Genomic DNA, 23811 nt, shown 5'->3' with positions numbered 1-23811 from the left:
AATTACCTAACTTTTTTAGTACAGTAAGGAGCAAGAGCTAAAAAGCGTGCTCTTATAATTGCTAAGCGCAACTTTCTTTGTTTTCTTGCGCACACACCTGTTAACCTTCTAGGTAATATTCTACCATAGTCAGAGGTGAATTTGGACAATAAATCTATATTCTTATAGTCTATGTCCTCATCTTTAGATGCAGTAAGAGGACAGACCTTAGGACGCCTAAAGCCAGTTCTGTTATTTACAGACACGTAAGAATTATTAAAACTATTTCGTCTTTTCATCATTATGCACTTTTCTCCTCAATTTGTTTATCCAGCATGTAAGATTTACCTTTAAAAAACTCATTAACCCGTACAGACAAGTGGCGAATAATATTCTCATTCAGTTTTACTCTACGCTCAAATTCATCCATAATGCTTGAAGTAAAACTTATACACATCATACAGTAATGACCACTTTTCATCTTATTTATTGGGTATGCAAAATCCAATAGACCCCAATATTCATATTTTATCAATCCTGAAGCTTCAATATTTTTCAAAAGCACTTCCAGCGTTTTACTCAATTGATTTGAGTCTACTATTTTAAAACTTTTTAAAACCTCTTGAAGGGGCTTTATTAGATGTTGTGAAATATTTTCCTTAAAAGCATTTACTACATTATAGATAAATGCACTTTTAGTGTTAGCTCCTGGAAGGTCCATAAAATTTTGTTTTATTCCCGTATCACTTAGTTCATTTTTCAATTCTTTATCGATTCTTGACTTTATTTCTTTTAAATTTGAAAAATCTTCTTCCAATTCAACCCATAAAATTTTTGTCAGAGTTTCCAAAAAATCAGAGTAAACAATCAGACTTTTTTTAATGCTTTCAGTACTTGCCTCTAGCTCTTGTTTTGTAACTGTGCTATGTTCTCTTTCTATGAGACCTTTAACCTCCTGAGAAATAACATCTGCTTTAATATTTTTCAACAAAATAGCCAATTCTTGGACCATTTCTTCTACTTCTTGCTGCAATAAGTTCGGTTGTGCTATAAAAGTAAATTCATAGAGATTCACTATATCTTCCTTTAATATCAATTAAACACTTTATTATATAAAACTTTTTTATATAAGCAAGTTATTTGTATTAATTTCTACGCCTTCAATCCAACTTAAGTGAGATATTTCATAAATAGCTTGGGGGGTGATTGAATATGTACCTGGCAACAAGATGCTGACTTTATGTTTTTTGAGAAGAAACTTTAGCATTATTTTGGTTTTGCCTCCATTTTTCAACACTGAATTCAACTCCTCAGCAACTTTTTGCGAGTCTGCACATACAGCAGTTAAAACTAATCCTTTCATTAGAGAAGTAACCTTTTCTGTAAATTCAGATATGTCCTTTCCTGATAGTCTCGTTGTGTTTTCTGAAATTTCAAGATCAATTATCACAAATGCTCCAGGTGAAAATAGATTCCTTTTTTCTTCTATTATTTCATTATTGTAGAATGCTATTTCAGAAACATTGTGGGGATCAGAAAGTGTTAGGATAACAAATCTTCCACGTTCTGAGGTTCTCATACGCACATTTAATATTACACCAGCAGTTTTTATCGTCTTACTCTCTCCGATAAACCCAATATTTAATTTTTTCAAGAGAGTTCTAAACTTTTCAAGTGGATGATTAGTTAAGTAAAATCCCAATGAAAATAACTCATGCTCTAATTTTTCCTCTTCATTAAAATCTTCCACGTTCTCAAGTTTTGGCTTCAGAATATCAAGATTACCAAATAAAGCAGCTTGATTTGACTGCCTATTTTTATTTGCAAAGTAAATCAATGTGTCTATTGACTCGTATAACTGCTTTCTATTTTTGTGCACACTATCGAAAGCTCCAGATTTAATTAAGCTTTCTAGCGCCCTCTTATTTATCATATGACCAGAATTTTGAATAAATTCCCATATGTCCTTATAAGGTGCATTTACTATTCCTTCTGCTGTAGCAAAACCAACATTACGCAAAGCAGCAATTCCGTAGCGTATGTGCTCACCCTCTATTGAAAATTCAGCCTTAGATTTGCTGATATCAGGCGAAAGAACAGCAACTCCACTGAATTTTGCAGCATGATAAAACAAATTCAGTTTGTCTCTATCATCAATGTTGAGATTCATCAAGGCCGTAAAAAATTCTAGCGGGTAGTTAGCCTTAAGGTAAGCTGTTTGGTAAGATATAATCGCATATGCAGCAGCGTGGGATTTATTAAATCCATAACCAGCAAATTTTGCAACAAGATCAAAAATATAACTTGCCCTGTCGTAATCAACACCGTTTTTTGTTGCTCCTTGAACAAAAAGTTCACGTTGTTTATCCATCTCTGCCTTAATTTTCTTACCCATGGCACGTCTGAGTAAATCCGCCTCTGCTAAGCTATATCCAGAGAGAATACGCGCTATTTCCATTACCTGTTCTTGGTAGATTATTACTCCGAATGTTTCTTTTAACACCTCCTCAAGCAATGGATGAATGTAATCTGGCTCTTCAAGTCCATGCTTTCTTGCAACATAAGTTGGAATGTTATCCATAGGCCCTGGGCGATAAAGAGAAATTAAAGCGATGATATCTTCAATGCAGTCTGGCTTTAGTTTGATTAAAGCTTCTCTCATTCCCGAACTTTCAAGCTGAAACACTCCGATTGAATCACCTCTTGAGAGCATTTCATAGGTTCTTTGATCAATCAAAGAAACCGAGGAAATATCAAATTTTTTTTCATCACGATTAATTAAACGACATACATGATCTATTAGTGTTAGCGTACCAAGTCCAAGAAAATCAAATTTTATTAACCCAGCTTTCTCTACATATTTCATGCTGTATTGAGTGATTGGCAGAGCCGAATTTGGATCATAATAGACGGGAACAAAATTTTCTAATTTTTGATCGCATATTACAATTCCAGCAGCATGAGTTGAAACGTGACGATATATTCCTTCGAGCTTTAGTGATATATCAAGAAGCTTTGCAATTACCTCATCACTATCTCGTTCTTTCTGTAGGTTTTGATCAAGCTCTATCGCTTGCGATAAAGTTACAGGATTTACTGGATTAAATGGAACCATTTTAGATATTTTATCCACTTGAGAGTAAGGCATTTGCAATACTCTACCAACATCACGCAATACTGCCCTTGCTTGCAATTTTCCAAAAGTGATTATTTGAGCAACATAACCGTACTTTTTCTGAACATAATCAATAACCAGGTCCCTTTTCTCTTGGCAGAAATCGATATCAAAGTCAGGCATCGATACACGATCAGGATTTAAAAATCTTTCAAAGATCAGACCAAACTTTATTGGATCAAGATCTGTAATTTGTAAGCTCCAAGCAACAATCGATCCAGCACCAGAACCTCTTCCCGGTCCAACTGGAATGCCATTTGCTTTGCTCCAACGAATGAAATCAGAAACTATCAAAAAGTAGCCAGCGTAGTTCATCGAAGTTATTACGCTTAGTTCGTAATTCAGCCGATCGTAGTATTGTTTAAGGTCTATGTCCGTTTCATTTGCAATGCGGAATTCTAATCCTGCAACTGCCTGCTCCCTCAGTTCTTCATTCTCAGTTTTATTTTCTCGACAAGGAAATTTAGGCAAGATAGGCTGCCTGCTTCTTGGCATGTAAGAGCACCGCTTAGCTATCACTGAAGTGTTATGAATTGCTTCGGGAATGTCGCTGAACAGTTCCTCCATTTCTGCCACAGATTTGAAGTAATGCTCGGTAGTTAACTTCTTTCTGTTATTCTCCAGGGCATAACTGCCCTCTGATATGCACGTTAATATGTCATAAGCCTCATAGTCAGACTTATTTGGAAAAAACACATCATTCGTTGCAACTAGTGGTATATTGCGCTGATAAGCAAAATCTATTAAAGCTTCTTCAAGCTCTAGCTCTTTATTCAGCCCATGACGCTGCAATTCAACATATAAATGACCATCGAATGCTGAGAGCAGTCTTTTTATCGTTTCTTTATCTTGCTTCAATAACAGTTGAGCCAATATGCCGTCATATCCACCAGTTAAGGCGATTAGGCCTGAACTTAAATTTAATAGCTCATCAAAATCAACGTAAGGAATATCGCTGTTATTCTTGCACTTTTTAAAAGACTCACTCACCAAGGTGACTAAATTAGTGTACCCTTGTTCATTTTTTGCAAGTAGCAGTATTGATAAATTTTGTTCTAAGTGTCGAACGATAATATTGCATCCTATTATTAGCTGTATTCCCCTACTTGCTGCATATTCTGCAAATTCAAGTGAGCCAAATAAGTTACCTGAGTCAGTAACTGCAACTGCCGGCATTTTGTTCTGCAAACAAAGACCAATCAGCTCCTCAATTTTAACCGAACTCTCAAGCAGAGAATAAACGCTATGAACACGCAAGTGTATGAACATAAAAAACTTTAGATTAGCAATAAAAGGATAACATTAATTTGCTCATAGGGATATGAAAAGGTCTAACACTGAAATAACACCAAAGAGGCTATTTGAATCTAATTTACTATTCACAATCCCGGTTATTAGCTTGTTTTAATTGACTTTTTATCATAATCATGTAATAATTAAACATATCGTTTAATATTGAAGGTAAAATCATGACAGGAGAATATGAATTACTGAAAAAAGTACTGAGGACGATTGAGGTTAAGGAAGGCTTAAATAAAGATAATATAAAAGATAATATAATTGAGGAAATACAAGAAGAACTAAAGAAACAGGATCAAGGTCTATATCAAGAGTGGGAGAAAGATGAATTTGATGTAAATGATGCATTTGATATTCTCCTACGCAGAAATCAGAAGTTATTAATTATAGCTGTTCAGAATGGTTACACAAAGACAGTAGGGGTTTTACTCGAAGCAGGAGCAGATGTTAATGCGAAAGATATGTTGAATCGCACTGTTTTGCACTATGCTGCTTTGTGTGGTCGCAAAGAGATAGTAGAGTTTTTAATCTCAAAAGAAGCAGATGTTAATGCGAAAGATGTGTTGAATTGCACTGCTTTGCACCATGCTGCTTTGTATGGTCGCAAAGAGGTAGTAGAGTTTTTAATCTCAAAAGGAGCAGGTGTTAATGCGAAAAATATTTTTTGGTGCACTGCTTTGCACTATGCTGCTTTGTATGGTCGCAAAGAGATAGTAGAGTTTTTAATCTCAAAAGAAGCAGATGTTAATGCGAAAGATATTTTTAATTGCACTGCTTTGCACTATGCTGCTTTTAATGATCACACAAAGATAAAAGAGGCTTTATTCGGAAGAGGAGCAGATTTTGATGTAGACGAACCTCTTTTTTTACATAATGATGCTAAGAATGGTTGCGTAGGTATAGTAGGGATTTTACTTGGAAAAGGAGCACGTGTTAATGCAGTAGATTTATTTAAAAAGACTCCTTTAGATTATGCTAAGAATCAAGACTTAGTAAAAGCTCTATTAGACGCAGGAGGACGTTCTTTTGTGGAAGAACATAATAATAAGGCAATGATTGTGAAAGCACGTAATAAGGCAATGATTGCTGGTGGAGTGAATACATTATTAGGCACTGCTATAGCAGTGGCACTTTTTACAACTGGAACAATTACAGCTCAGTTGATACCTATAGTTATAGCAGTGGTTGCAGTTACAGCAGCAGCACTGGTAGTTGGTTGTGCTACATATGCGCGGTCAAAGCCTAGTACTAAAGTTGATGGAGCAGAGAAACCATCTGCTGCCTTAATAAATGGACAGCAGGGAGTTACTAGCATTCCTTCATAGTAGAGCGCGTGACGCTGTTTCACTTTATGACGATGTCATTCCAGCGCGTGACGCTGGAATCCAGTCTATTTCATCACAAACATTGTTTTTGACATATACTCCTACAATCTTTTGTTTATTACATGATTTGTTATATATGGATCCCAGTGTCAAGCACTGGGATGACAAGAAAGAGGGCTACTCGGATGACAACGAAGGTGCTGGAATGAAAGGAGTGTTAGATAAAGCTACTTGTATAACTGTTGCACATCCATAAACTCCTTCTCGTCTTGAACGCTAATGGTAGCGTGAGTGTTGAAAGGTAAAGGGTCATTTATATGTCCATGGCCTACTCCTTTCATTGTAAATACTGGAAAGTTGACACTTTTTGCAAACCTTTCTTTTACAATTTCGACAAGATTATCATTATAACAGTTAACAAAGTCACCGAATATTACTGCATCTACTCCATCAAAAATATGAGCTTGTTTTAGGTGATCTAGACTGCGCTCAATTGAATATGGATAAACTCTTATGTCTTCTAAAAATAGAATTTTGTCTTTTGCATTTATTTGCCAAGCAGTTCCTATACTGTTTTCAACCAAAGTCATATTACCACCGATGATTTTAGACTCTAATCTGCCATTTTTTAGTCTAACTCCATTATTTATCATCTTTAAGTTGTCAAATCTGATAGAGTTGCGTTGGTTAAGAATTAATTCTTTTAATTTTTCAACAGAGCTTTCAGCAACAGAGTTATTTACTATCATTTCTAACATGGTGCCGTGAAGAGTTTGCCAATCATATTTAACTTGCAGATAAATATGTAAAGCAGTGATATCACTATAGCCTATAAGAATTTTTTTGTTTTGAGCAATTCTTTCTTTTTTATCATTGGGTAACTTTTCTAGATAGGGAATTAGCCGAGAAGCCCCTTCTCCTCCTCTGATACACCAAATTATTTTGCTATCATCAGTGAGCGCATTAACCAAATCATTCGCTCTAAACTCATCAGAGTTAGAATAAAATGGGTTGTCATTACTGTATATTTTCTCCGAAATGTGAGGATTAAAACCCAAAGTTTTTACGTATTCTCTTATAGTAGGCAGATCTGATTCTTTTCCTTTCGAAGAAGGAGCAATAATATCAACTTGATTGATTGTGTGTGCAGGATTAGTGAGTAAAAGGCATAGAAAATAAAGAATAAAGGAATACATTAAAATATCTTATGAAACTCTTGCTTTAATATATCATCTAATTCGCAAAGAGAAACTTTTACTCCTAGTTTTTCCATTGATGTAACGCCGTAATCTTTTAGTCCACAAGGAATAATACCCTTATAGTGGGAAAGGTTTGGAGAGACATTAAGTGCTATGCCATGATAAGTTACCCATTTTCTCAAGCGAATGCCAAAAGCTGCTATTTTTTCTTCTACTCCGTTGTTGTTCACCCAAATGCCTATTCTATCTTCCTTAAATTCCCCAAGTATATTAAAGTGTTTTAAAACATTTATGATCCAATTACTTAGGTCTCTGATATATAGTTTTATGTCACATTTGTTTCTTTTTTTAAGATTTAGCATTAAGTATATAATACGCTGCCCTGGACCGTGATATGTATATTTACCGCCCCTGCCTGTTTTATAGACAGGAAACAATTTTTCAATAATGTCATCATCTGTTGCACCGATTCCTGCAGTATAAAGTGGAGGGTGCTGGAGCAGCCATACTAGCTCGTCAGATAAATTATTGTAAATTTGTTGAATTTTTGCTTCCATGAATTTTATAGCATGGTTATAATCAGTAAATTGGTTAGAGATTAGCCATTCTGTCATATTCAATTTCTTTTATTTAATTTTATAATACTTACTTGCTTTTCAAGCAAATTTAGGCTTTTGGTAAGCTTTTAAGGCTTTCCGTATAAAGCTATATAGGGCTTTTGTAACAAAAAAGGAAAGTTATCACCTAATAATAAAGAATTTGACATATATTGCTAGATACGCTAATATTTTTAATAAATACTTAATATTCATGTTAAATTAAAATATTTTGGTTAATTTTGTAGGGGAATTTTATGTTAGGTACAACACAAGAAAATCAAAATGAATTGAGTCAGTTTAATCAAGAACAATGGGATCAATTCGTAAAAGACTTGATTAAAAAGGAAAAGGAAGATTTAGAAGTAGTAAAAGAACAATCTAAGAAAAATAAAAAGGAAAATATAGAAACTCTGGAAAAACATTTCCATGATAGAACAATTCAGCCTATAAGCGAGTTCAAGAAAGTAGGAGAGAAAGAAGCAGGCTGCAGCTCAGGATTTCAAGCAGAGCATGAGTATAGTAACAATGAAGGTGATAAGGCACCTTTCATGATTAAGTCTGTTCTAAATCATACGCTTACAAAAGAGGAAGAACAGTCTAAGTTAGCACAATTCAAAGAATCTTTTTACAAAGGATCAAGAAAAGCTACAAAATTGCAAAATCCTTATTTGCCAGATTTTGTAATAAACAATCTTATTGATCAATTATGGCAGCAAGTAGAAAGCAATATATGTCATGATGACCTCAATATTGCTGATTTTATCAGGGAATATGTTGCTGGTGGTTTATATAAGCTGTTTTTATATGACAGAGCTCCAATTGTTGAATTGGTAACAAATAACGATTTGCCAAAGGAAAGATTTGCTAATCGTAATGATCAATTTAAAGAGCACATTGAGAAAGAGAAATACCAGGATAAGCTTTATCTGAGATCAAAGTTTTTGGACAAATTTACAACATTAATGGATCTTCAGGAAAAAGGCAAAAATTACCAAGATGCAAAAGGTTTTGAGAAAATACTGGCTGCTCAAATATTGCTTGGAGAAGTTGACATTACACAATCAGAAAATTTTGGTGTAATAGAAGAGGAGTATGAAAATGCAAAGGGTAAAAAAGTAAAAGAAAAACTCTGGGCAAAAATTGATCATGGTAGGTCATTCTATTTAAGCTTTAGTAATACCAAGGATTATTTACAAAACTTTTTTACCTTTCTGACCGAATTGAGAAGATATGGCATAAAAATAGATCTAGAAAAGCTATCAAAAGAGTTAGAGGATTTTTTTGACTATTATGATCAGAATAAAGAAAAATTTGAAGCTTTAATAGATAGGAAGGCAAGCACTTTAAATCATGTATTGAATCCTAACATGCAATTTAACCTTAGGTATATTGATGGATCCATATTGAATGTTAGGAATTTTAAGTACATGAAAGGAGAATTTAAAGTCCAGAAGATGAAGAAGGTAGGTTTTTCTTTTTCTCTTCCAATTCTTGATAACGATTCTCCAAGTACTAGTTTTAGTGATTACTTTAAGCAAAACTTAGAAACCCAGGTTAAAATGGCAAGAAATCTTACTGGTCCATTGAAAGATCTTGCTGGACCATGGAAAAATTTCGATAGAATTGAAAAGATTTATAGTTACGTAATCAAACCTTCATTCTGTCTATTTGTTCCAACGTTAATAGCAGCTATATTTACAAGTGGAACCTTAGGCACAGCTTTTACTGTAGCTGCAATGATTACAGGAATGTGTATGCTTGTTGGAATAGTGACAAACATTTGTCTTAATGTTTATGCAATGAGTAGCTGCAATAGCAAAATTAACAATCCAAAAGTTGAGGAATACCAAAGAGAGCTTCAGCTTTGATAACAGCTTTTCTGGTTTCTTTAACGATGGTGTAGTTGAAGTAGTCCATGTTTGTCATCCGAGTAGCTGACACTGGTATCCAGCTTTTCATACAATCTAGTCAAAGGTGTTCGTTCTGGTATAAAACAGCTATGCTCACCAGTTAAGTGCGCTATCTACAATTAAATTCTTGGATCCCAGTGTCAAGCACTGGGATGACATCATTCTTGTAACACCAATTGATATAATTCAACTACAATTTCAAATTTTTAACAAAATTTTCAGGAGGCACATATGAATTTTAACATTTTTCAAAGAAAGAAAAGCAGTGAATACTCTGCTTTGCAACTAATGATGGAACCAAGTTGGAGTAGGCGTGATTATGTAAGTTTTGCTGAGGAAGGTTACATAAAAAATGTTATTGCCTTTCGAGCAATTAATATGATCGCAAGTGCTTCATCTTCGGTACCTTTTACTCTCTGCCAGCTTACTGACCAGGGAAAATCACAACTAAAAGCGCATCCATTACTGAAGTTACTTTATTCTCCTAATCCAATGACATCAAAATCGGAATTTATTGAAGGGATTGTGACTTATCGATTAGTTAATGGCAATTCTTATGTATTGATGATTGAGGCGCAGAATAAACCAACAGAGCTTTATCTTCTGCGCCCTGATAGGGTTGAAATTATTCCGGGGAGAAGTAACGTTCCTTATGCCTATCGTTATACCGTAAATAACAACAGTTATGACTTTAAAGTTGATAAATTGACTGGGCGTTCAACAGTACTGCATCTTAAAACCTTTAACCCTTTGAATGATTGGTATGGACTTTCACCAATTGAGGCAGCTGCATATAGTATAGATCAGCATAATCAGGCTGGTGCTTGGAATCAGGCAATGCTGCAAAATGGAGCAAGACCAAGTGGTGCAATAGTTGTAAAATCAGAAAAGGATGGAAGTGGTGGAAACTTAAGTCAAGAGCAGTACCAACGCTTAAAAGGACAGATAAATGATCATTACTCAGGTCCTGTCAACGCTGGAAGACCTATATTGCTTGAAGGAGGTTTAGAGTGGAAGGAAATGAGCTTATCACCGAGGGATATGGATTTTATTGAGTCAAAACATAGCTCAGCTCGTGATATTGCGCTAGCTTTTGGCGTTCCGCCGCAGTTGCTTGGCATACCAGGTGATAATACTTATAGCAATTTGATCGAAGCACGTCTTTCCCTTTGGGAACAGACGATTTTACCAACGCTAGAAAATATTATTTGTCACTTAAATTCTTGGCTAGTGCCCAAGTTTGGTAAAGATTTATGTTTGTCATATGATAAAGACGCGATAGAAATTCTAATGGAGAAAAGACAAAAGATGTGGAAATACGTGCAAAACGCAAGCTTTATGACGCTCAATGAAAAAAGAGAAGCTTTTGGCTTGCCACCGTTACCCGGTGGTGATAAGTTGAATTGATATTTATATAGTGTAGATATTTATACTAAGCTGTAATAAACTGGGGGTATTTTATGTATCAAGAACAAGGAAATTCAGTAAGTAATTCTCGATTTACTCTTCCTCATATAGAATTGTTATCGACATGCAAAGCGAATGTTAATGCAGCAGATCATAAGGGTGCTACTCCCTTACATTATGCTGCTTGCGGAAACCGCTTAGAGGAAATGAAATTATTGCTTAAAAACGGAGCGAGTGTTAATGCAGTAGATCATAATGACGCTACTCCCTTACATTATGCTGCTTGCGGAAACCGCTTAGAGGAAATGAAATTATTGCTTAAAAACGGAGCAAATGTTAATGCAGTGGACAATTCTGGTTTTACTCCTTTGCATTTGTCTGTTTGTGAAGGCTACACGGAGATAACACAGTTATTGCTTGGAGAGACAGAGAGTCCAAGCACAAGCTGCAGCGACGCAAGCATTGAGAATGTACAAACAATCAATCAGTCTTATCATTGGTGAGAGTAGAACATCTTTTACTAAGGTCTAACTTAAAGATAGATGGTCCCTTAAATCCTACATCTAAATGAGTTAACTATTTTTCTTGCTAACTAAGGTGTTGTAAATTTGGTCTACATCAAAACTCATCTTAGGGCACCAAATAGGGCCATCTAAGTGTGCCTCGATATAAAGAGGACTATTATGATTTGGTAGTATGAAAAAGAGTCTGAATATAGAAATTAAGGAGAAATTAGATAAGATTAAATTAGAAGAGATAGAACCTGATGCTTGATCGATACTAAACTGTGAACTAGTTGAACATACACCACTGTTAATACTTACTTTTCCATTAATATTTTCAAAAAGCGTACTGCCATTATATATATCAACGTAAGCAAGCTTGGAAATTTCAGGTTTATTCTTACTGCTTAACAACTTAGTGATGAATGAATTAAAATCCACATTTGTAAACTCTATTTTCTGTGCTTGAAAGTTTACATTTCCTGATAAGTTACTAGCCCAATCATCAAAGCTTGTCCCTTGAGTTTTGATTTCACCACTTAAGCTTATCTTGCCATTTATGTTATTAACTCCTATAACTTCCTTGGTGTCCAAATTTGCAATAGAAAATTTTGTGTGAATTGAGCCTGCTTTTAGATAACCCTGAAAAAACATTTGTCCATGTTCTAGTATGTAACTTATCTGTTTGATAGTGATAGTGTTGTTTCTTATCACTGTATCCAAGTTAAAATCTTTTAAGACGTTTTGCCCAATTTTAAATTCTGTAGTTTTGATTTCCACGTTTGCATCAAAATCTCCTTTCTCATCTAAAAAATTAAGCTGCTTTGTTGACCATTGAATTTGATTTATTTCATTTCTTGAGTTTCTTTTTACCTCTAATAGTTTTGGTAATTTAAAGATATTTCCATTAAATTTATTACCTGTAAGGTTTACGTCTAATAAAGGCTTAGTGTATTTTTGATCCACTAATATTTTTACACTACCGGTAATGTCGAAATCTTCTCCGAATAACTTTATTTTATCTGCAACTAGCTTGTTCTCTTGTATTTTTAATGAAAAATCCAAATCTTCAATTTTTGTGCCATTGAATATAGAATCTTTAACACTAGTTCTTATATTTACATCATATTTAAGATTTTTCAGCCATTGCACTTTGCTGAATAATGAATAATCATATTTATCTATATTAATGTTATGTATGCTAAATTTGCTATCGATCATATTGTGTTTTTTTGTGTGATTTACCTTAATTGATCCTTGCCAAGATTCTTTGTTATTTAGCAATCTGATATCTGAAAGAGATAATATTCTAGGTGCTAAATATAGTTTAGAACTTGCTGTAAATTGACTTTTCTCTCTTTCTTGCATCTTGATAGAAGGTAAAATATGTGAGATGAACGACTCACCCTTTATCAATATATCACCATTAAATTCAGACAAGTTGCCATTGTTTGAAACTCTTCCTGATAAGCGAGATATATTATTGGTTCCAGGAAATTGAAGAAGAGTATCAACGTTTATTTCGCCATTAGCAGATTTTAGCGTAGCATGAAATTTGTCCAATATCCTGTTTTGATATTGAATATTTGAAGCTTCCATATTAAAATCCAAGCTCAGGTTCTTTGGCACAACCTCTCTAAAAGATTCTAAAAGACCCTTCATATCTGTTGTTTTGTGTGAGCCGTTTTTTAGGTCGACTTTACTAAAACTAATATTGATATTAGTATGATCACTTTTTCTATCATTTTGTATTATACCAGTGCCTTGCATGCTTTTGGACTCAATTTTTAAATCAGTTGCCGTAAACTCGCTTTCATTGAGATTGATATTGGATGATATCTCAATATTTTCGCTGGGAATCACATAAGAAAGGAAGCTAAGATTAATGATTTTTGCTAAATTGCTCACAGAACCGGAACTGTTATTGATTGTCAGTATTAAATTACCCTGTTGATTTCTATTACCTTTAAATAGCAAATTTGCAAAATTTGAATCAACACTAATGTGTACATTATTTTTTGTGACATTAACCTTTCCAGAAAAATCGTAATTGTTGTCACCAATCTGTACTTCACCAAAAAACTGCTTATTTTTTTTTATAGCAACTTCCTTGATGTTAATAGTATCGGCGTTAAAACTTATTTGGCTGTCCTTTATTAATATATCAACTATATTATCATTGGCTTTCGTATTTATAATATTAAGTAAATTTTCTTTGTTGCTTTTCATGCCCAAAAATGAGATTGACTTTGGTTGCAATGAAAATGAAAACAACGATGGCCTTATTTCAATTTTTTTTGCACTAATTAAATCTGATAATTTTTGTTCCTTGTTTTTGTTATATTGTACATATACATTGTAAATAGTAAGTTTTGGAGTAATGAGCGAAACTTCAATTTTTCCTCCAACATGTACTTTAGCATCATACGTCTTCTCTAACTCTTTTACGATATATTCTCTGTAGCCACTCCAATCCTTAAAAGTTGCAGCAACGTGCATGAGAATTAATAGAAACAAGATTGATGATATGGCGTATAAAGAAAGTTTCATAATAGACCTCTCATTCCAGCATCCCTTCTCTTCTTGTCATCCCAGTCTGGGATCCAGGAAATTTGATTAGACATTAAGTTAATTAGCAAAAAAGTAGCTATTCTTATGTTAAAACACAGCATTTTTACATGAGAAGCTGGTCTGATGAGCACTGGGTTCCCAGTGGAAATTGCTCTCAAACCACAACACTCATACAGTTGTGTGTGTGACACTGTGATCCAGCGTGACTTAAATAAGGTTTTCCAGATTATATAATCAACAAAATTTCTGGATCCCAGTGTCAAGCACTGGGATGACAGGAATAGGTGCTGGGATGACAGGAATAGGTTATGGGATGAAAGGAGTGGATATTGGAATAGTAGCTGAAATGACATATAGCAATACAAAGGGTGTAATTTATACATATTTCAAATTATTCAAATTTCCTCTAAAAATTAGGTAAAGAGTGCTAGAATAAATAATAACACTCAAAGCTATTAAAGTTACTAAATAAACAATACGAGCTAGCCCTCTATCGAAAAACAACCCTGCTGATAAGTAATTAGAGAGATAAAGAACTATTGACATAACCAATGTTGCAGTGAGAATTTTTACAATATTTAGTAATAATGCTTGGCTAATCTTATACATCTTATTTATTGTTAAATAATTAATCAATAAAATAGAATTTATCCAAGTGGAAATGGAAGTAGCAATAGCAATTCCTATATGTTGGTATTTGTTCATTAATATGAGATTTAGTATTACATTAATTCCAAGGCACGTTAATGAGAACATAGTTGGTATTTTTAGCTTTCCCCTAGCAAAGAATGTGGGTAGCAATACTTTATTTATAATAAATGCGGGTAAAGAAAGAGAAAATGCTACTAATGTAGGAACAGTTTGCTGCACTGCATAATAATCAAATCGGCCGTAAGAAAAAAGCGTAAGTAAAATTATGTCAGGAATAATGATAAAAGCAGCAGTTATTGGCATAATTAATATTAACCCTATATTAAGGGCCTTGTTCTGTATTTTGACTATATTCTCAGTATCATTTATTCGTTTTGAAATCAGAGGAAGAAGTACTGTACCAATTGCAGTGCCAATTACTCCTTGCGGTAGTTGATTTAGTCTATCGGCATAATATATATAAGAAACTGCATTTGGTATAAAACTCGCCATGATTGTGTCAATCCATACACTTATTTGTATTACACAATTGTTGATAATTGCAGGTATCACACGTTTAAAAAATAATTTTACTTCGTTACTTAATTCTAAACTAAAAGAAAAGAAAGCCTTTAATTTGTATGCACTAAATATTATTAAAAGTAGCTGCAAAATCCCTCCAATCAGGACAGCTATAGAAAGGTTATGAGCCGGTGTTTCAGTGTAAGGTAAAAACAAACTGATGATTAAACAGAGGTTCAAAATGATTGGTGAAATAGCTGTTGAAGCAAAATGCTGTTTTACTTGCAACATTCCACCAATAAGTGATGCGATTGACACGAAGATTATGTAGGGCATCATAATTTTCGACAAAGTTACAGTAAAGGTAAATTTATTTTGGTCAAATCCAGGAGTGAAGATTTTGATCATGTAAGGGAAGAAGGTTTGTGTGATAAGGCAAAAAATTACTAGAATAATAAACGTAATGGATATTACACTACTTGCGAAATTAAATGCCTTTTTATTATCATATGACTCTGCAGAGTATAATGGTATGAATGAGGTAGTAAATGCTCCCTCTGCAAAAAACGATCGAAATAAATTAGCAAAGCGAAACGAGGAAAAGAATATATCTGCAAGAGAAGTTGCACCAATAACTGTAGCAATCAATACATCTCTTATTAGCCCTAAAATTCTTGAAATAGCTGTAAAAAAACTAAATGTGAAAATACTTTTAAACATATCACGATTTCAATACGATTAACTATAATGCTAAAAGCATAAATGAAAATGTTTATTCGCTAAACTTAAAACTCTATGCAAAAGTAGGTAGCTTAAATAATTAATTGACTATTTATGCTTGTGTGTTAGAAATTTTATACCTTGGCGGGCGTAGCTCAGTTGGTAGAGCGTCAGTTTGTGGTACTGAATGTCGCCAGTTCAATCCTGGTCGCTCGCCCCACTAAAAATTTCCACTTTACATAAATATAAACATTAGATATTTTTGCACGTCCGTTAGCATTCCTTGTTGCTTTAGTATTTAGATGGCGGAGGGGAAGTTTGCGATTTAGAGTAAAAATGATGCCTATTAATTAGTGAGAGGGATTGTATGTATATTTGTTTGTTAGCTTATAGTATAGTGTCAGCACTAGGAGTATTAGCTTGGTGGTTAAGTTTTGACACTTCATCACCTTTAGCCATAGGTGGAATTGCTGGTTGTATAGCTCCAGCATTGATTGCGATTTTTCACGTAGGATGTTTGCTATATAAGTTTTGCAAAAGAGATCCTATTGAGGAGGATCATGGAAAAGTAGCAAATTTTTTGAGTTTGATGATATCTACAAGCGCTGCAATTGGAGTTACACTTGCTGGAAGCATAGCTGCTATTTTTCCTAATCCAAAAATAGGATTTACATTAATAAGTGGAATGATAGGGCTGATAGCACCGATTTTAGGGCTTTTTGCAACTGTAGCTATAGTGCATTGTGTAGATGAAACAGCAATTAAATCTGCAGTAAGTGCAATTTCGATTACAGATTCTACATATGTCAAAATATCTCAGGAAGAAGAAGTAGATGAATGTATTACCTTTCCGGAAGAAGAAGTTAATAAAAGTATCATCTTTCCCAAAGTTGAAAAAGTTTTTTCTGCGAGAGAGACGGCAGTTTGAGCTAAGTTAGTGTGCAATGTTGTAATCTGTAAAATTTGACATCAATCACTGATAGTTGGAATATTATAGAGTAGGAATTACTCAAGAAGATGCATAAGTACGATGTAGTGGTAGTAGGTGGCGGTCATGCCGGGTGTGAAGCAGCTACAGCTGCAGCTCGCCTTGGTGCAAACACACTACTTATAACTCACAAAATTTCAACTATAGGAGAGATGTCTTGTAATCCAGCAATTGGAGGAGTTGCAAAGGGTGTTGTAGTTAGAGAAGTAGACGCCCTTGATGGAATAATGGGGAGAGCTATCGACCGAGCAAGCATACACTCGGTCGTTTTAAATGGCAGCAGAGGCGCAGCGGTATGGGGCCCACGTGCACAGGCAGACCGAAAATTATACAAAAAAGCAATACAGGAAATTATTCTAAATTATAACAACTTGACAGTAAAAGAAGAGTCAGTTGACGATTTTCTTATCGAAAGTGATAGCAATGGAGAATCTTATATAAAAGCTGTAATAACAGACTCAGGTGAACGTATACTGACAAGCAGAGTTGTTTTGACTACAGGGACTTTTTTACGTGGTGTGATTCATATAGGAGAGCAAACAACTCCTTCTGGAAGAATGGGGGATAAACCTGCAATAGAGCTTGCAAACACGCTAAAGAAGTATGATTTTAAACTGGGCAGATTACGTACCGGAACTCCACCGAGGCTTGATCGTGGCACTATAAACTGGTCGGTATTACAAGAACAAGTGGGTGACAATCCACCTACACCATTTTCTTATCTTACAGAGAAAATTAACCAGCCTCAGGTTTCATGTTTTATTACTCATACTAATGAACATACACACAAAGTAATTCGAGAGAATCTTCACAGATCAGCTTCTTCATATTTAGATAACGTTATTGCACCAAGATACTGCCCATCAATTGAAACTAAAGTTAAAAAATTTGCAGAAAAAAATAATCACCAAATATTTCTAGAACCAGAAGGGATTGATGATAACACTATATATCCAAATGGAATTTCAAATTCATTGCCCATCGAAGTGCAGCATGAAATGATAACGAGTATAAAAGGGCTTGAAAATGCAGAAATATTAAGACCTGGATATGCAGTTGAATACGATTATATCGATCCACGAGAGCTATTTCATACTCTCGAAACTAAGAAAGTTAAAGGACTATATTTTGCTGGTCAAATTAATGGTACCACTGGATATGAAGAAGCAGCCGGGCAGGGAATTATTGCCGGAATCAATGCAGCATTCTCTTTATCTCAAAAAAGTTTTGTTCTTCATCGTACAGACTCATATATCGGTGTAATGATAGACGACTTGGTCACTAAGGGAATTGCTGAGCCTTACAGATTATTCACCTCGCGTGCAGAATATAGACTGGCAATCAGGTCAGATAATGCAGATAGAAGATTGACACAAAAAGGTTATGACATCTCTCTTGTGTCGCATGAGAGATACTCTGTTTTGCAGGGTAAACTTAAATCCATTAAGCAACTTGAGGAGAAATTAGAGAGCCTAACAATTACTCCTGAGCAGCTCAGGTCCTATGGCATTAAAATATCTTATGATGGAATAAGAAAAACAGCATTAAATTTGCTCGGTTATCCAAATATTGACTGGAATAAATTACGAGAAATATGGCCAGAGTTAAACATGGATTCCAGTGTCAGCTACTTGCATAACACCAAAGCACCTCTTCCTGTCATCCAAGTAGCTGACACTGGGATCCAGTACTTGAATGATGATAGAATGGATGCAGTTGACACTGAAAAAAATGTAGATTCCAGCGTCATGTGCTGGAATAACACTATAACTGATAGCATAGCCAAGAATGAAATATATGAAGCAGTTGCAATTGAAGCAAAATACAAGCCTTATTTAGTAAGACAAGAAGCCGATATGAAGTTTCTACAAGAGGAAGTTAATACTCAAATTCCAACTAATTTCAACTACTCACAGATTAAAGGCTTGTCAACTGAAGTGATAGAAAAGTTGCAGTCAATAAAGCCAGCAACAATTGGTATTGCGAAGCAAATACAAGGTATCACTCCAGCAGCGATAGTTAGCATATTAGTGTACCTTAGGAATAAGAAAACGAAAATAGCTGCTAATTCTGCGTAACATGTCAAAAATCGAAGAATTTCGCTCTTTTATGCACGAAATAAATGTTGATGCATTTATGTTGCATACTAAAGACGAGTATTTAAATGAATATTCAAAAGAGTTAGCAGAGTTATGTGGCTTCACGGGAACAAATGGGCTACTTATCGTTACAAAGAGTAATAAGTGCCCATTTTTTACAGATGGACGCTATATCACACAAGCTCGCAGTCAGCTCGATCAGGGCAGTTTTCGAGTATATAATATACAAGAAGAGGATCCACACAAATGGGTAAAAGCAAACTTAACATTGACTACCTCACTGGGTTACTATCCGCAATATTTTACTATGAAGGACATAAGAAAATATGAAGGCATTTGTAAACTAGTACCATACTTAATTAAAAAAGATAGTAGTCATAAAGCACAAACAATAGTCTCACATGTATCTGGTGAGAGTGGTAAGGATAAATGTGAAAGAGTAGCTAAAAACATAGAGGCTGAAGCAGTGCTTCTGACTGATCCAAATTCAATTTCGTGGTTATTAAATTTAAGAAATGGAAGCGCTGAATACACTCCTTGTATATTGGGTCGTGCAATACTTTATAAAAACGGCAATGTTGATTTATTTATTCAAGATAAAGAACATTCAACTATAGAAGCAAATTTTGATAACCATATAAATGTTTTTGATATTAGTGAGCTAGAAAATTCACTACATAAGTTAAATTTGGTGGTGATAGATCCAAGCACGACTCCAATGAGCATTATGAATGCAATAGATCCCTTGTATAACCATTATTTAAATGAAAAATCAGCTTCGGTGTCATTCCAGTGCTTGACCAGAAATAAAAAAGCATGGATCCCAGTGTCAAGCACTGGGATGACAATAAGTAATGAAAGAGGTCTAATAGAAAATAAGCAGATAATTGAGAAGGAGGATCCTTGTTTGATTCACAAAGCAGTAAAAAATCAAACTGAAATAACTGGAGCTATAAGTGCGCACATCAAAGATGGAGTAGCAGTTATAAATTTTCTATATTGGCTTGAAAACAATATTGACAGTGAAATTACTGAGCTTGAAGCTGAAGAAAAAGTTTTAGAATACAGAAAAGAGCAGAATTTGTTTAAGCAACCGAGTTTTCCAACAATTTCAGCATTCAACGAGAATGGAGCAATCATTCATTACCGTGCAAGCAATAAGACAAATAAAGTCATTCAAGAAGATGGGCTGTATTTAATTGACTCTGGTGGTCAGTACCTTGATGGCACAACCGATGTTACAAGAACTATAGCAATTGGTAGTCCAACCAATGAGCAACGAGCTCACTACACAATAGTATTAAAAGCTCACATTGCGATAGCAAGTGCGGTCTTTCCTTCTGGCACTACTGGTGGAGAATTGGACATATTAGCGCGTATACATTTATGGAAATTTGGAATGGATTACATGCACGGTACAGGACATGGAGTAGGAAGTTACCTTTCGGTACACGAAGGACCGCAAGCAATATCAAGAGGAAATAAAGTGGAACTCATTCCAGGCATGATACTTTCTAACGAGCCTGGTTATTATATTCCAGGAAAGTATGGAATAAGAATTGAGAATCTGATGTATATTGAAAGGCGAGAAAACGTCTTTTTAAGCTTTAAACAATTGACCTCTGTTCCTTATGATAAAAAGCTAATAGATATACAAATGCTTACTGAAGATGAAGTTAAATGGATAAATAGCTATCACCAATTTGTTTATAAAAATATAGAAAATGGCATAAAAGATAAGGAATGGTTAAAGAGAGTATGTGAACCTTTAAAATAGTTAATTTGTCATTTAATCAAGTATTAATATAGTTGTTCTTGTATTGTTTTTAATTAAAAACAATATATAATATTAGTTTCAAATAGGTGTAATTATGACAGATAAAATGCAAGATGATGAATTTATGAAGCAGTACATGGATACTTGCAAAGAGCAAATAGAAAAATTGGCAAGCGACCCTAATTTGCTTCAACAGACCTTAAAGCCATTCATGCAAATGTCTCAGCAACTTATGGCTGGCGGTATGCTAGAAGGAAATATGCCTAGCATGATACCTGATATGGGTGGTATGGATATCAACAAGATGATTGCTCAGATGAAGGAAATGTATGATTACATAAAGAGTAATCACAAAGAGCTCATGAGAAAAGATACTTCACAAATTCAAGAGCTTGATGATTCCAGCAGAAGATTGAGAGGCTTGGTCAAGAAATTGATAGAGAAAGTTGAAGCTAAGTAGTATTTATTCATATCAAAGAGCTATAGCAGTAGTGAGGTCTTGTTCCTCAAATTTAGTATTACCATAAAGTTAAATATAAACATAAAGGGATGAAGAGATGATTGAACTACAAAGCCAAGAAATTTGTCCAAATGGAAATAAGAAAAATTTGATTATTTTTTTTCATGGTTGGGGTTCAAGTGGCGATAATTTCGCTCACCTTGCTAAAGTTATGAGCAAATTTTTACCCGATTCATGTTTTGTGGTACCGAATGCTCCGTTTGAGAGGGAAATAGGTAATGGTTATCAGTGGTTTAGTTTAGAGGATCGTAGTGAAGAAGCACTATATAATGGAGTGAAAAATGCTGCATCAATTGTAAATCATTTTATTGATACAAAATTAAAGGAGCTTAATTTAAAAGATACTCAGCTTTCTTTAGTTGGATTTTCTCAAGGGGCAATGCTTGCAATACATGTGGCTCTTACCCGGCTTCAGTCTTGTGCGTCAGTTGTTGCGTATTCTGGTAGATTTCTTTCGCCTTCAAAAACTGCACCGGAGATCAAATCAAAACCTAACATATGTATTATTCATGGTGACGCTGATGATGTGGTACCTTTTTCTTCCCTTGATTTAGCGGTTAAAGCTCTGAAAGAAAATGGAGTAAACGCTCAAGGATACCCAATTCATGGATTAGGCCATATTATTAATGAAGAAGGAATAAGGTTAGGGGTTGAGTTTATCAAGAAGAATTTTGGAAATTAATTTCCATGCACTTGTTTTGCTTTGGTTACGGATATGTAGCTAAATTTCTATCGAAAAAATTGCTAAATTTAGGCTGGAAAGTTAACGGTACATCAAGAAATAAAGATATACAACTTTTTGATTATGAAAAGGTTGATCAAGATCTGCTTAAAAGCGTAACGCATGTTTTAGTTTCTATTCCTCCAGACGGCGATGATGTTATGGAGAGATACGGTCATTGTCTGGAGAATATTAAATGGCTTGGTTATCTGTCTGCAACTAATGTTTATGGTGACCACTGTGGTAATTGGGTGAATGAGGAATCTGAAACAAAGCCTATAGAAATTAGAGGAGAAAAGCGCCTTGAGTCTGAAAAGAAGTGGCTAAGTAGCAAATTGCCTGTACATATTTTTCGTTTGGCTGGGATATATGGTCCTGGTAGAAATGCGCTAATTGACCTGCAGCTTGGCAAAGCAAGAAATGTGAAAAAAATTTTTTCTCGTGTTCATGTTGAAGATATATCGAATATTTTATTTTCTTCCATGCAAAATATAAAGCCTTATGAGATATACAATTGTGCAGATGATTTACCTGCTACGCAATCTGAAGTGGTCACGTATGCAGCCGAGCTTCTCAATATTAGCCCTCCAGAGCCAGTTGAGATTTCTTCCGTACCAAATTACGCACGGGGTTTTTATTTAGGGTCAAAAAAAGTAAGCAATACTAAAATTAAAAAAGACCTTGGTGTCTCTCTAGTTTATCCTGATTACAAGGTGGGTTTAAAGAGTTTGTATATATTAGAATAGAGAAAATAGATTGCCAGATGCAAAAATTTTTCTTGAATGTTCCTTGTTTTGATGTAGTACCACTAGGCATACTATTATATAGAGGTAAATATGTTCAGCAATCAATCGCTCCCGGTTGAAAATATTCTATTACATCAAGCCGCTTATAATGGTAACATAAATGAAGTTAGGTTATTACTTAATGTAAAAACTGATATCAATATCAAGGATAAAAAAGGATTTACAGCCTTGCATTTTGCTGTTTATTCAGGACATTTAGACGTAGTAAAGTTACTAATCAGTAAAGAAGCTAATATTCATGCAAGAACTACTAAAGGCAGTACAGTTTTACACTTTGCTGTTGTAGCTAAAAGCAAAGCTATAGTAGAGGAGTTAATTAAAGCGGGAGCTGATCCCAATATAAAAGACTGTACTGATGGTAAGACACCTTTACATATTGCTGCTCAAAATGGACTTGTAGAAGTTGTAAAGGTGTTACTTAATACTCAAGAAATTGAGATTGATGCTAAAGACAATGAATTTGGTATAACAGCTCTGTACTTAGCCTCTCAGAACGGACATACTGAAATAGTTGAACTATTAATTAGCACAAAAAATGCTGATGTTAACATAGTAGATAAAAAAAATAATGTCACACCCTTGTATCTAGCTGCTCAGAATGGGCATGAAGCAGTAGTCAAGTTGCTTCTTGATAATGGTGCTAAGGTCAATGGCTGTAATGTCGATAGAGATCCTTTAAGTGTAGCTATCAAGAATGGCCATAAGAAAATAGTTGAGTTATTACTTAGTATAGAAGGAATAAATGTCAATATTGGCGATAAGATTGGCAATACACCTCTACATATAGCAGCTATAACAGGCCGCAAAGAAATAGCAAGATTACTATTAGCAAAAGGAGCTGATGCTAATATTAAAAACCATTCAGGAGATACTCCTTTACAAATAGCTGAGATAATTGAAAACTCTACAGTTTTTATGCTTGAAAAGGATACAAATTCAGTACTTCTTGTGAAAAAAGGAGTTAAGGAGCTTTTGTCACAACATGTGAAGAACAACAAACCTAGCTCATCAGTAGATAAAATTGACGTATTTGTTCAGCAGAGTAGCAAAATAAGATAGAT

19 protein-coding genes and 1 tRNA gene are annotated in these 23811 nt (G+C 34.6%); 13 read left to right on the top strand and 7 right to left on the bottom strand.

The genetic code is table 11. From position 1 onward, the window contains the following. Positions 1-2: 2 nt before the first annotated feature. Genes rpsR through dnaE form a run of 3 tightly spaced genes read right to left on the bottom strand, consistent with a single transcriptional unit; the run spans position 3 to position 4423 of the window. Positions 3-281 (bottom strand): 30S ribosomal protein S18, encoded by a 279-nt coding sequence (gene rpsR, locus OOL01_RS07630; RefSeq protein ID WP_010402759.1) that lies wholly within the window; start codon positions 279-281, stop codon positions 3-5. Next, positions 281-1054, bottom strand: coding sequence for a 30S ribosomal protein S6 (rpsF, locus tag OOL01_RS07625; protein ID WP_029237619.1), 774 nt, complete (start codon positions 1052-1054; stop codon positions 281-283). Before rpsF ends, rpsR begins: the two co-directional genes overlap by 1 nt. 48 nt (positions 1055-1102) lie before the next feature. Beyond that, a complete protein-coding gene (dnaE, locus tag OOL01_RS07620) occupies positions 1103-4423 on the bottom strand; it encodes a DNA polymerase III subunit alpha (protein ID WP_264686736.1) in 3321 nt (1106 codons plus the stop codon). Positions 4424-4623: 200 nt separating this feature from the next. Here dnaE and OOL01_RS07615 point away from each other — a divergent pair, with 200 nt between their 5' ends. Together OOL01_RS07615 and OOL01_RS07610 are read left to right on the top strand one after the other, a co-directional pair. Then, on the top strand, positions 4624-5778 hold the full coding sequence (locus OOL01_RS07615) for an ankyrin repeat domain-containing protein (RefSeq protein WP_264686735.1): 1155 nt from the start codon (positions 4624-4626) through the stop codon (positions 5776-5778). Further along, positions 5744-6034 carry a hypothetical protein gene (locus tag OOL01_RS07610; protein ID WP_264686734.1) on the top strand — a complete coding sequence of 97 codons (291 nt, stop codon included), beginning with the start codon at positions 5744-5746 and terminating at the stop codon, positions 6032-6034. Before OOL01_RS07615 ends, OOL01_RS07610 begins: the two co-directional genes overlap by 35 nt. Here OOL01_RS07610 and OOL01_RS07605 read toward each other — a convergent pair. Together OOL01_RS07605 and lipB are read right to left on the bottom strand one after the other, a co-directional pair. Continuing rightward, complete coding sequence (locus OOL01_RS07605) at positions 6006-6974, bottom strand: LD-carboxypeptidase (RefSeq protein ID WP_264686733.1); 969 nt, start codon at positions 6972-6974, stop codon at positions 6006-6008. The two genes, OOL01_RS07610 and OOL01_RS07605, sit on opposite strands and share 29 nt — an antisense overlap. Further along, complete coding sequence (gene lipB / locus OOL01_RS07600) at positions 6974-7591, bottom strand: lipoyl(octanoyl) transferase LipB (protein ID WP_264686732.1); 618 nt, start codon at positions 7589-7591, stop codon at positions 6974-6976. Before lipB ends, OOL01_RS07605 begins: the two co-directional genes overlap by 1 nt. Positions 7592-7830: 239 nt before the next feature. On the opposite strand from lipB, the gene OOL01_RS07595 reads away from it, so the two are divergent. The 3 genes from OOL01_RS07595 to OOL01_RS07585 all read left to right on the top strand — a co-directional run bounded on the left by OOL01_RS07595 (position 7831) and on the right by OOL01_RS07585 (position 11396). Beyond that, on the top strand, positions 7831-9444 hold the full coding sequence (locus OOL01_RS07595; protein ID WP_264686731.1) for a hypothetical protein: 1614 nt from the start codon (positions 7831-7833) through the stop codon (positions 9442-9444). A gap of 273 nt (positions 9445-9717) precedes the next feature. Beyond that, entirely contained in the window at positions 9718-10893 is a 1176-nt protein-coding gene (locus OOL01_RS07590) for a phage portal protein (protein ID WP_264686730.1), read from the top strand. 53 nt (positions 10894-10946) lie between these two features. Beyond that, on the top strand, positions 10947-11396 hold the full coding sequence (locus OOL01_RS07585) for an ankyrin repeat domain-containing protein (protein ID WP_064085664.1): 450 nt from the start codon (positions 10947-10949) through the stop codon (positions 11394-11396). Positions 11397-11465: 69 nt separating this feature from the next. Here the strand turns inward: OOL01_RS07585 and OOL01_RS07580 are convergent, their stop codons facing one another. Next, on the bottom strand, positions 11466-13946 hold the full coding sequence (locus OOL01_RS07580) for an AsmA-like C-terminal region-containing protein (RefSeq protein WP_264686729.1): 2481 nt from the start codon (positions 13944-13946) through the stop codon (positions 11466-11468). A gap of 396 nt (positions 13947-14342) precedes the next feature. Beyond that, positions 14343-15839, bottom strand: a complete 1497-nt coding sequence (gene murJ, locus OOL01_RS07575; protein ID WP_264686728.1) for a murein biosynthesis integral membrane protein MurJ — start codon at positions 15837-15839, stop codon at positions 14343-14345. A 144-nt stretch (positions 15840-15983) separates the two neighbouring features. Between murJ and OOL01_RS07570 the strand changes: the two genes are divergently transcribed. The 8 genes from OOL01_RS07570 (at position 15984) to OOL01_RS07535 (ending at position 23809) form a co-directional block, all read left to right on the top strand. Then, positions 15984-16059: transfer RNA gene (locus OOL01_RS07570), tRNA-His, on the top strand. 147 nt (positions 16060-16206) lie between these two features. Then, a complete protein-coding gene (locus OOL01_RS07565) occupies positions 16207-16767 on the top strand; it encodes a hypothetical protein (protein ID WP_264375806.1) in 561 nt (186 codons plus the stop codon). An 89-nt stretch (positions 16768-16856) separates the two neighbouring features. Continuing rightward, positions 16857-18905 (top strand): tRNA uridine-5-carboxymethylaminomethyl(34) synthesis enzyme MnmG, encoded by a 2049-nt coding sequence (gene mnmG, locus OOL01_RS07560; RefSeq protein ID WP_264686727.1) that lies wholly within the window; start codon positions 16857-16859, stop codon positions 18903-18905. Between the two features lies 1 nt (position 18906). Then, positions 18907-20703: an aminopeptidase P family protein gene (locus tag OOL01_RS07555; RefSeq protein ID WP_264686726.1), complete on the top strand. Its 1797-nt coding sequence runs from the start codon at positions 18907-18909 to the stop codon at positions 20701-20703. A gap of 94 nt (positions 20704-20797) precedes the next feature. After that, the gene (locus OOL01_RS07550; protein WP_264686725.1) at positions 20798-21163 is read left to right on the top strand and encodes a hypothetical protein; all 366 of its coding nucleotides are present in this window, start codon (positions 20798-20800) and stop codon (positions 21161-21163) included. A 97-nt stretch (positions 21164-21260) separates the two neighbouring features. After that, positions 21261-21905, top strand: a complete 645-nt coding sequence (locus OOL01_RS07545; RefSeq protein WP_264686724.1) for an alpha/beta hydrolase — start codon at positions 21261-21263, stop codon at positions 21903-21905. Positions 21906-21910: 5 nt separating this feature from the next. Further along, positions 21911-22690, top strand: coding sequence for an SDR family oxidoreductase (locus OOL01_RS07540; RefSeq protein WP_007302062.1), 780 nt, complete (start codon positions 21911-21913; stop codon positions 22688-22690). Between the two features lie 90 nt (positions 22691-22780). Beyond that, on the top strand, positions 22781-23809 hold the full coding sequence (locus OOL01_RS07535) for an ankyrin repeat domain-containing protein (protein WP_264686723.1): 1029 nt from the start codon (positions 22781-22783) through the stop codon (positions 23807-23809). Positions 23810-23811 lie beyond the last annotated feature (2 nt).

Source organism: Wolbachia endosymbiont (group B) of Rhopobota naevana, assembly GCF_947250615.1.
In the GTDB taxonomy this organism is placed as follows: Bacteria; Pseudomonadota; Alphaproteobacteria; order Rickettsiales; family Anaplasmataceae; genus Wolbachia.
Note: the sequence above shows the minus strand (reverse complement) of the source record. Positions and strands in the feature narration are given on the sequence as shown.

What these genes read in the sequence shown, in the direction of transcription:
- rpsR (WP_010402759.1), bottom strand. Translation starts at nt 281, where the DNA reads ATGATGAAAAGACGAAATAGTTTTAATAATTCTTACGTGTCTGTAAAT.
- dnaE (WP_264686736.1), bottom strand. Translation starts at nt 4,423, where the DNA reads ATGTTCATACACTTGCGTGTTCATAGCGTTTATTCTCTGCTTGAGAGT.
- OOL01_RS07615 (WP_264686735.1), top strand. Translation starts at nt 4,624, where the DNA reads ATGACAGGAGAATATGAATTACTGAAAAAAGTACTGAGGACGATTGAG.
- OOL01_RS07610 (WP_264686734.1), top strand. Translation starts at nt 5,744, where the DNA reads ATGGACAGCAGGGAGTTACTAGCATTCCTTCATAGTAGAGCGCGTGAC.
- OOL01_RS07605 (WP_264686733.1), bottom strand. Translation starts at nt 6,974, where the DNA reads ATGTATTCCTTTATTCTTTATTTTCTATGCCTTTTACTCACTAATCCT.
- lipB (WP_264686732.1), bottom strand. Translation starts at nt 7,591, where the DNA reads ATGACAGAATGGCTAATCTCTAACCAATTTACTGATTATAACCATGCT.
- OOL01_RS07595 (WP_264686731.1), top strand. Translation starts at nt 7,831, where the DNA reads ATGTTAGGTACAACACAAGAAAATCAAAATGAATTGAGTCAGTTTAAT.
- OOL01_RS07590 (WP_264686730.1), top strand. Translation starts at nt 9,718, where the DNA reads ATGAATTTTAACATTTTTCAAAGAAAGAAAAGCAGTGAATACTCTGCT.
- OOL01_RS07585 (WP_064085664.1), top strand. Translation starts at nt 10,947, where the DNA reads ATGTATCAAGAACAAGGAAATTCAGTAAGTAATTCTCGATTTACTCTT.
- OOL01_RS07580 (WP_264686729.1), bottom strand. Translation starts at nt 13,946, where the DNA reads ATGAAACTTTCTTTATACGCCATATCATCAATCTTGTTTCTATTAATT.
- murJ (WP_264686728.1), bottom strand. Translation starts at nt 15,839, where the DNA reads ATGTTTAAAAGTATTTTCACATTTAGTTTTTTTACAGCTATTTCAAGA.
- OOL01_RS07565 (WP_264375806.1), top strand. Translation starts at nt 16,207, where the DNA reads ATGTATATTTGTTTGTTAGCTTATAGTATAGTGTCAGCACTAGGAGTA.
- mnmG (WP_264686727.1), top strand. Translation starts at nt 16,857, where the DNA reads ATGCATAAGTACGATGTAGTGGTAGTAGGTGGCGGTCATGCCGGGTGT.
- OOL01_RS07555 (WP_264686726.1), top strand. Translation starts at nt 18,907, where the DNA reads ATGTCAAAAATCGAAGAATTTCGCTCTTTTATGCACGAAATAAATGTT.
- OOL01_RS07550 (WP_264686725.1), top strand. Translation starts at nt 20,798, where the DNA reads ATGACAGATAAAATGCAAGATGATGAATTTATGAAGCAGTACATGGAT.
- OOL01_RS07545 (WP_264686724.1), top strand. Translation starts at nt 21,261, where the DNA reads ATGATTGAACTACAAAGCCAAGAAATTTGTCCAAATGGAAATAAGAAA.
- OOL01_RS07540 (WP_007302062.1), top strand. Translation starts at nt 21,911, where the DNA reads ATGCACTTGTTTTGCTTTGGTTACGGATATGTAGCTAAATTTCTATCG.
- OOL01_RS07535 (WP_264686723.1), top strand. Translation starts at nt 22,781, where the DNA reads ATGTTCAGCAATCAATCGCTCCCGGTTGAAAATATTCTATTACATCAA.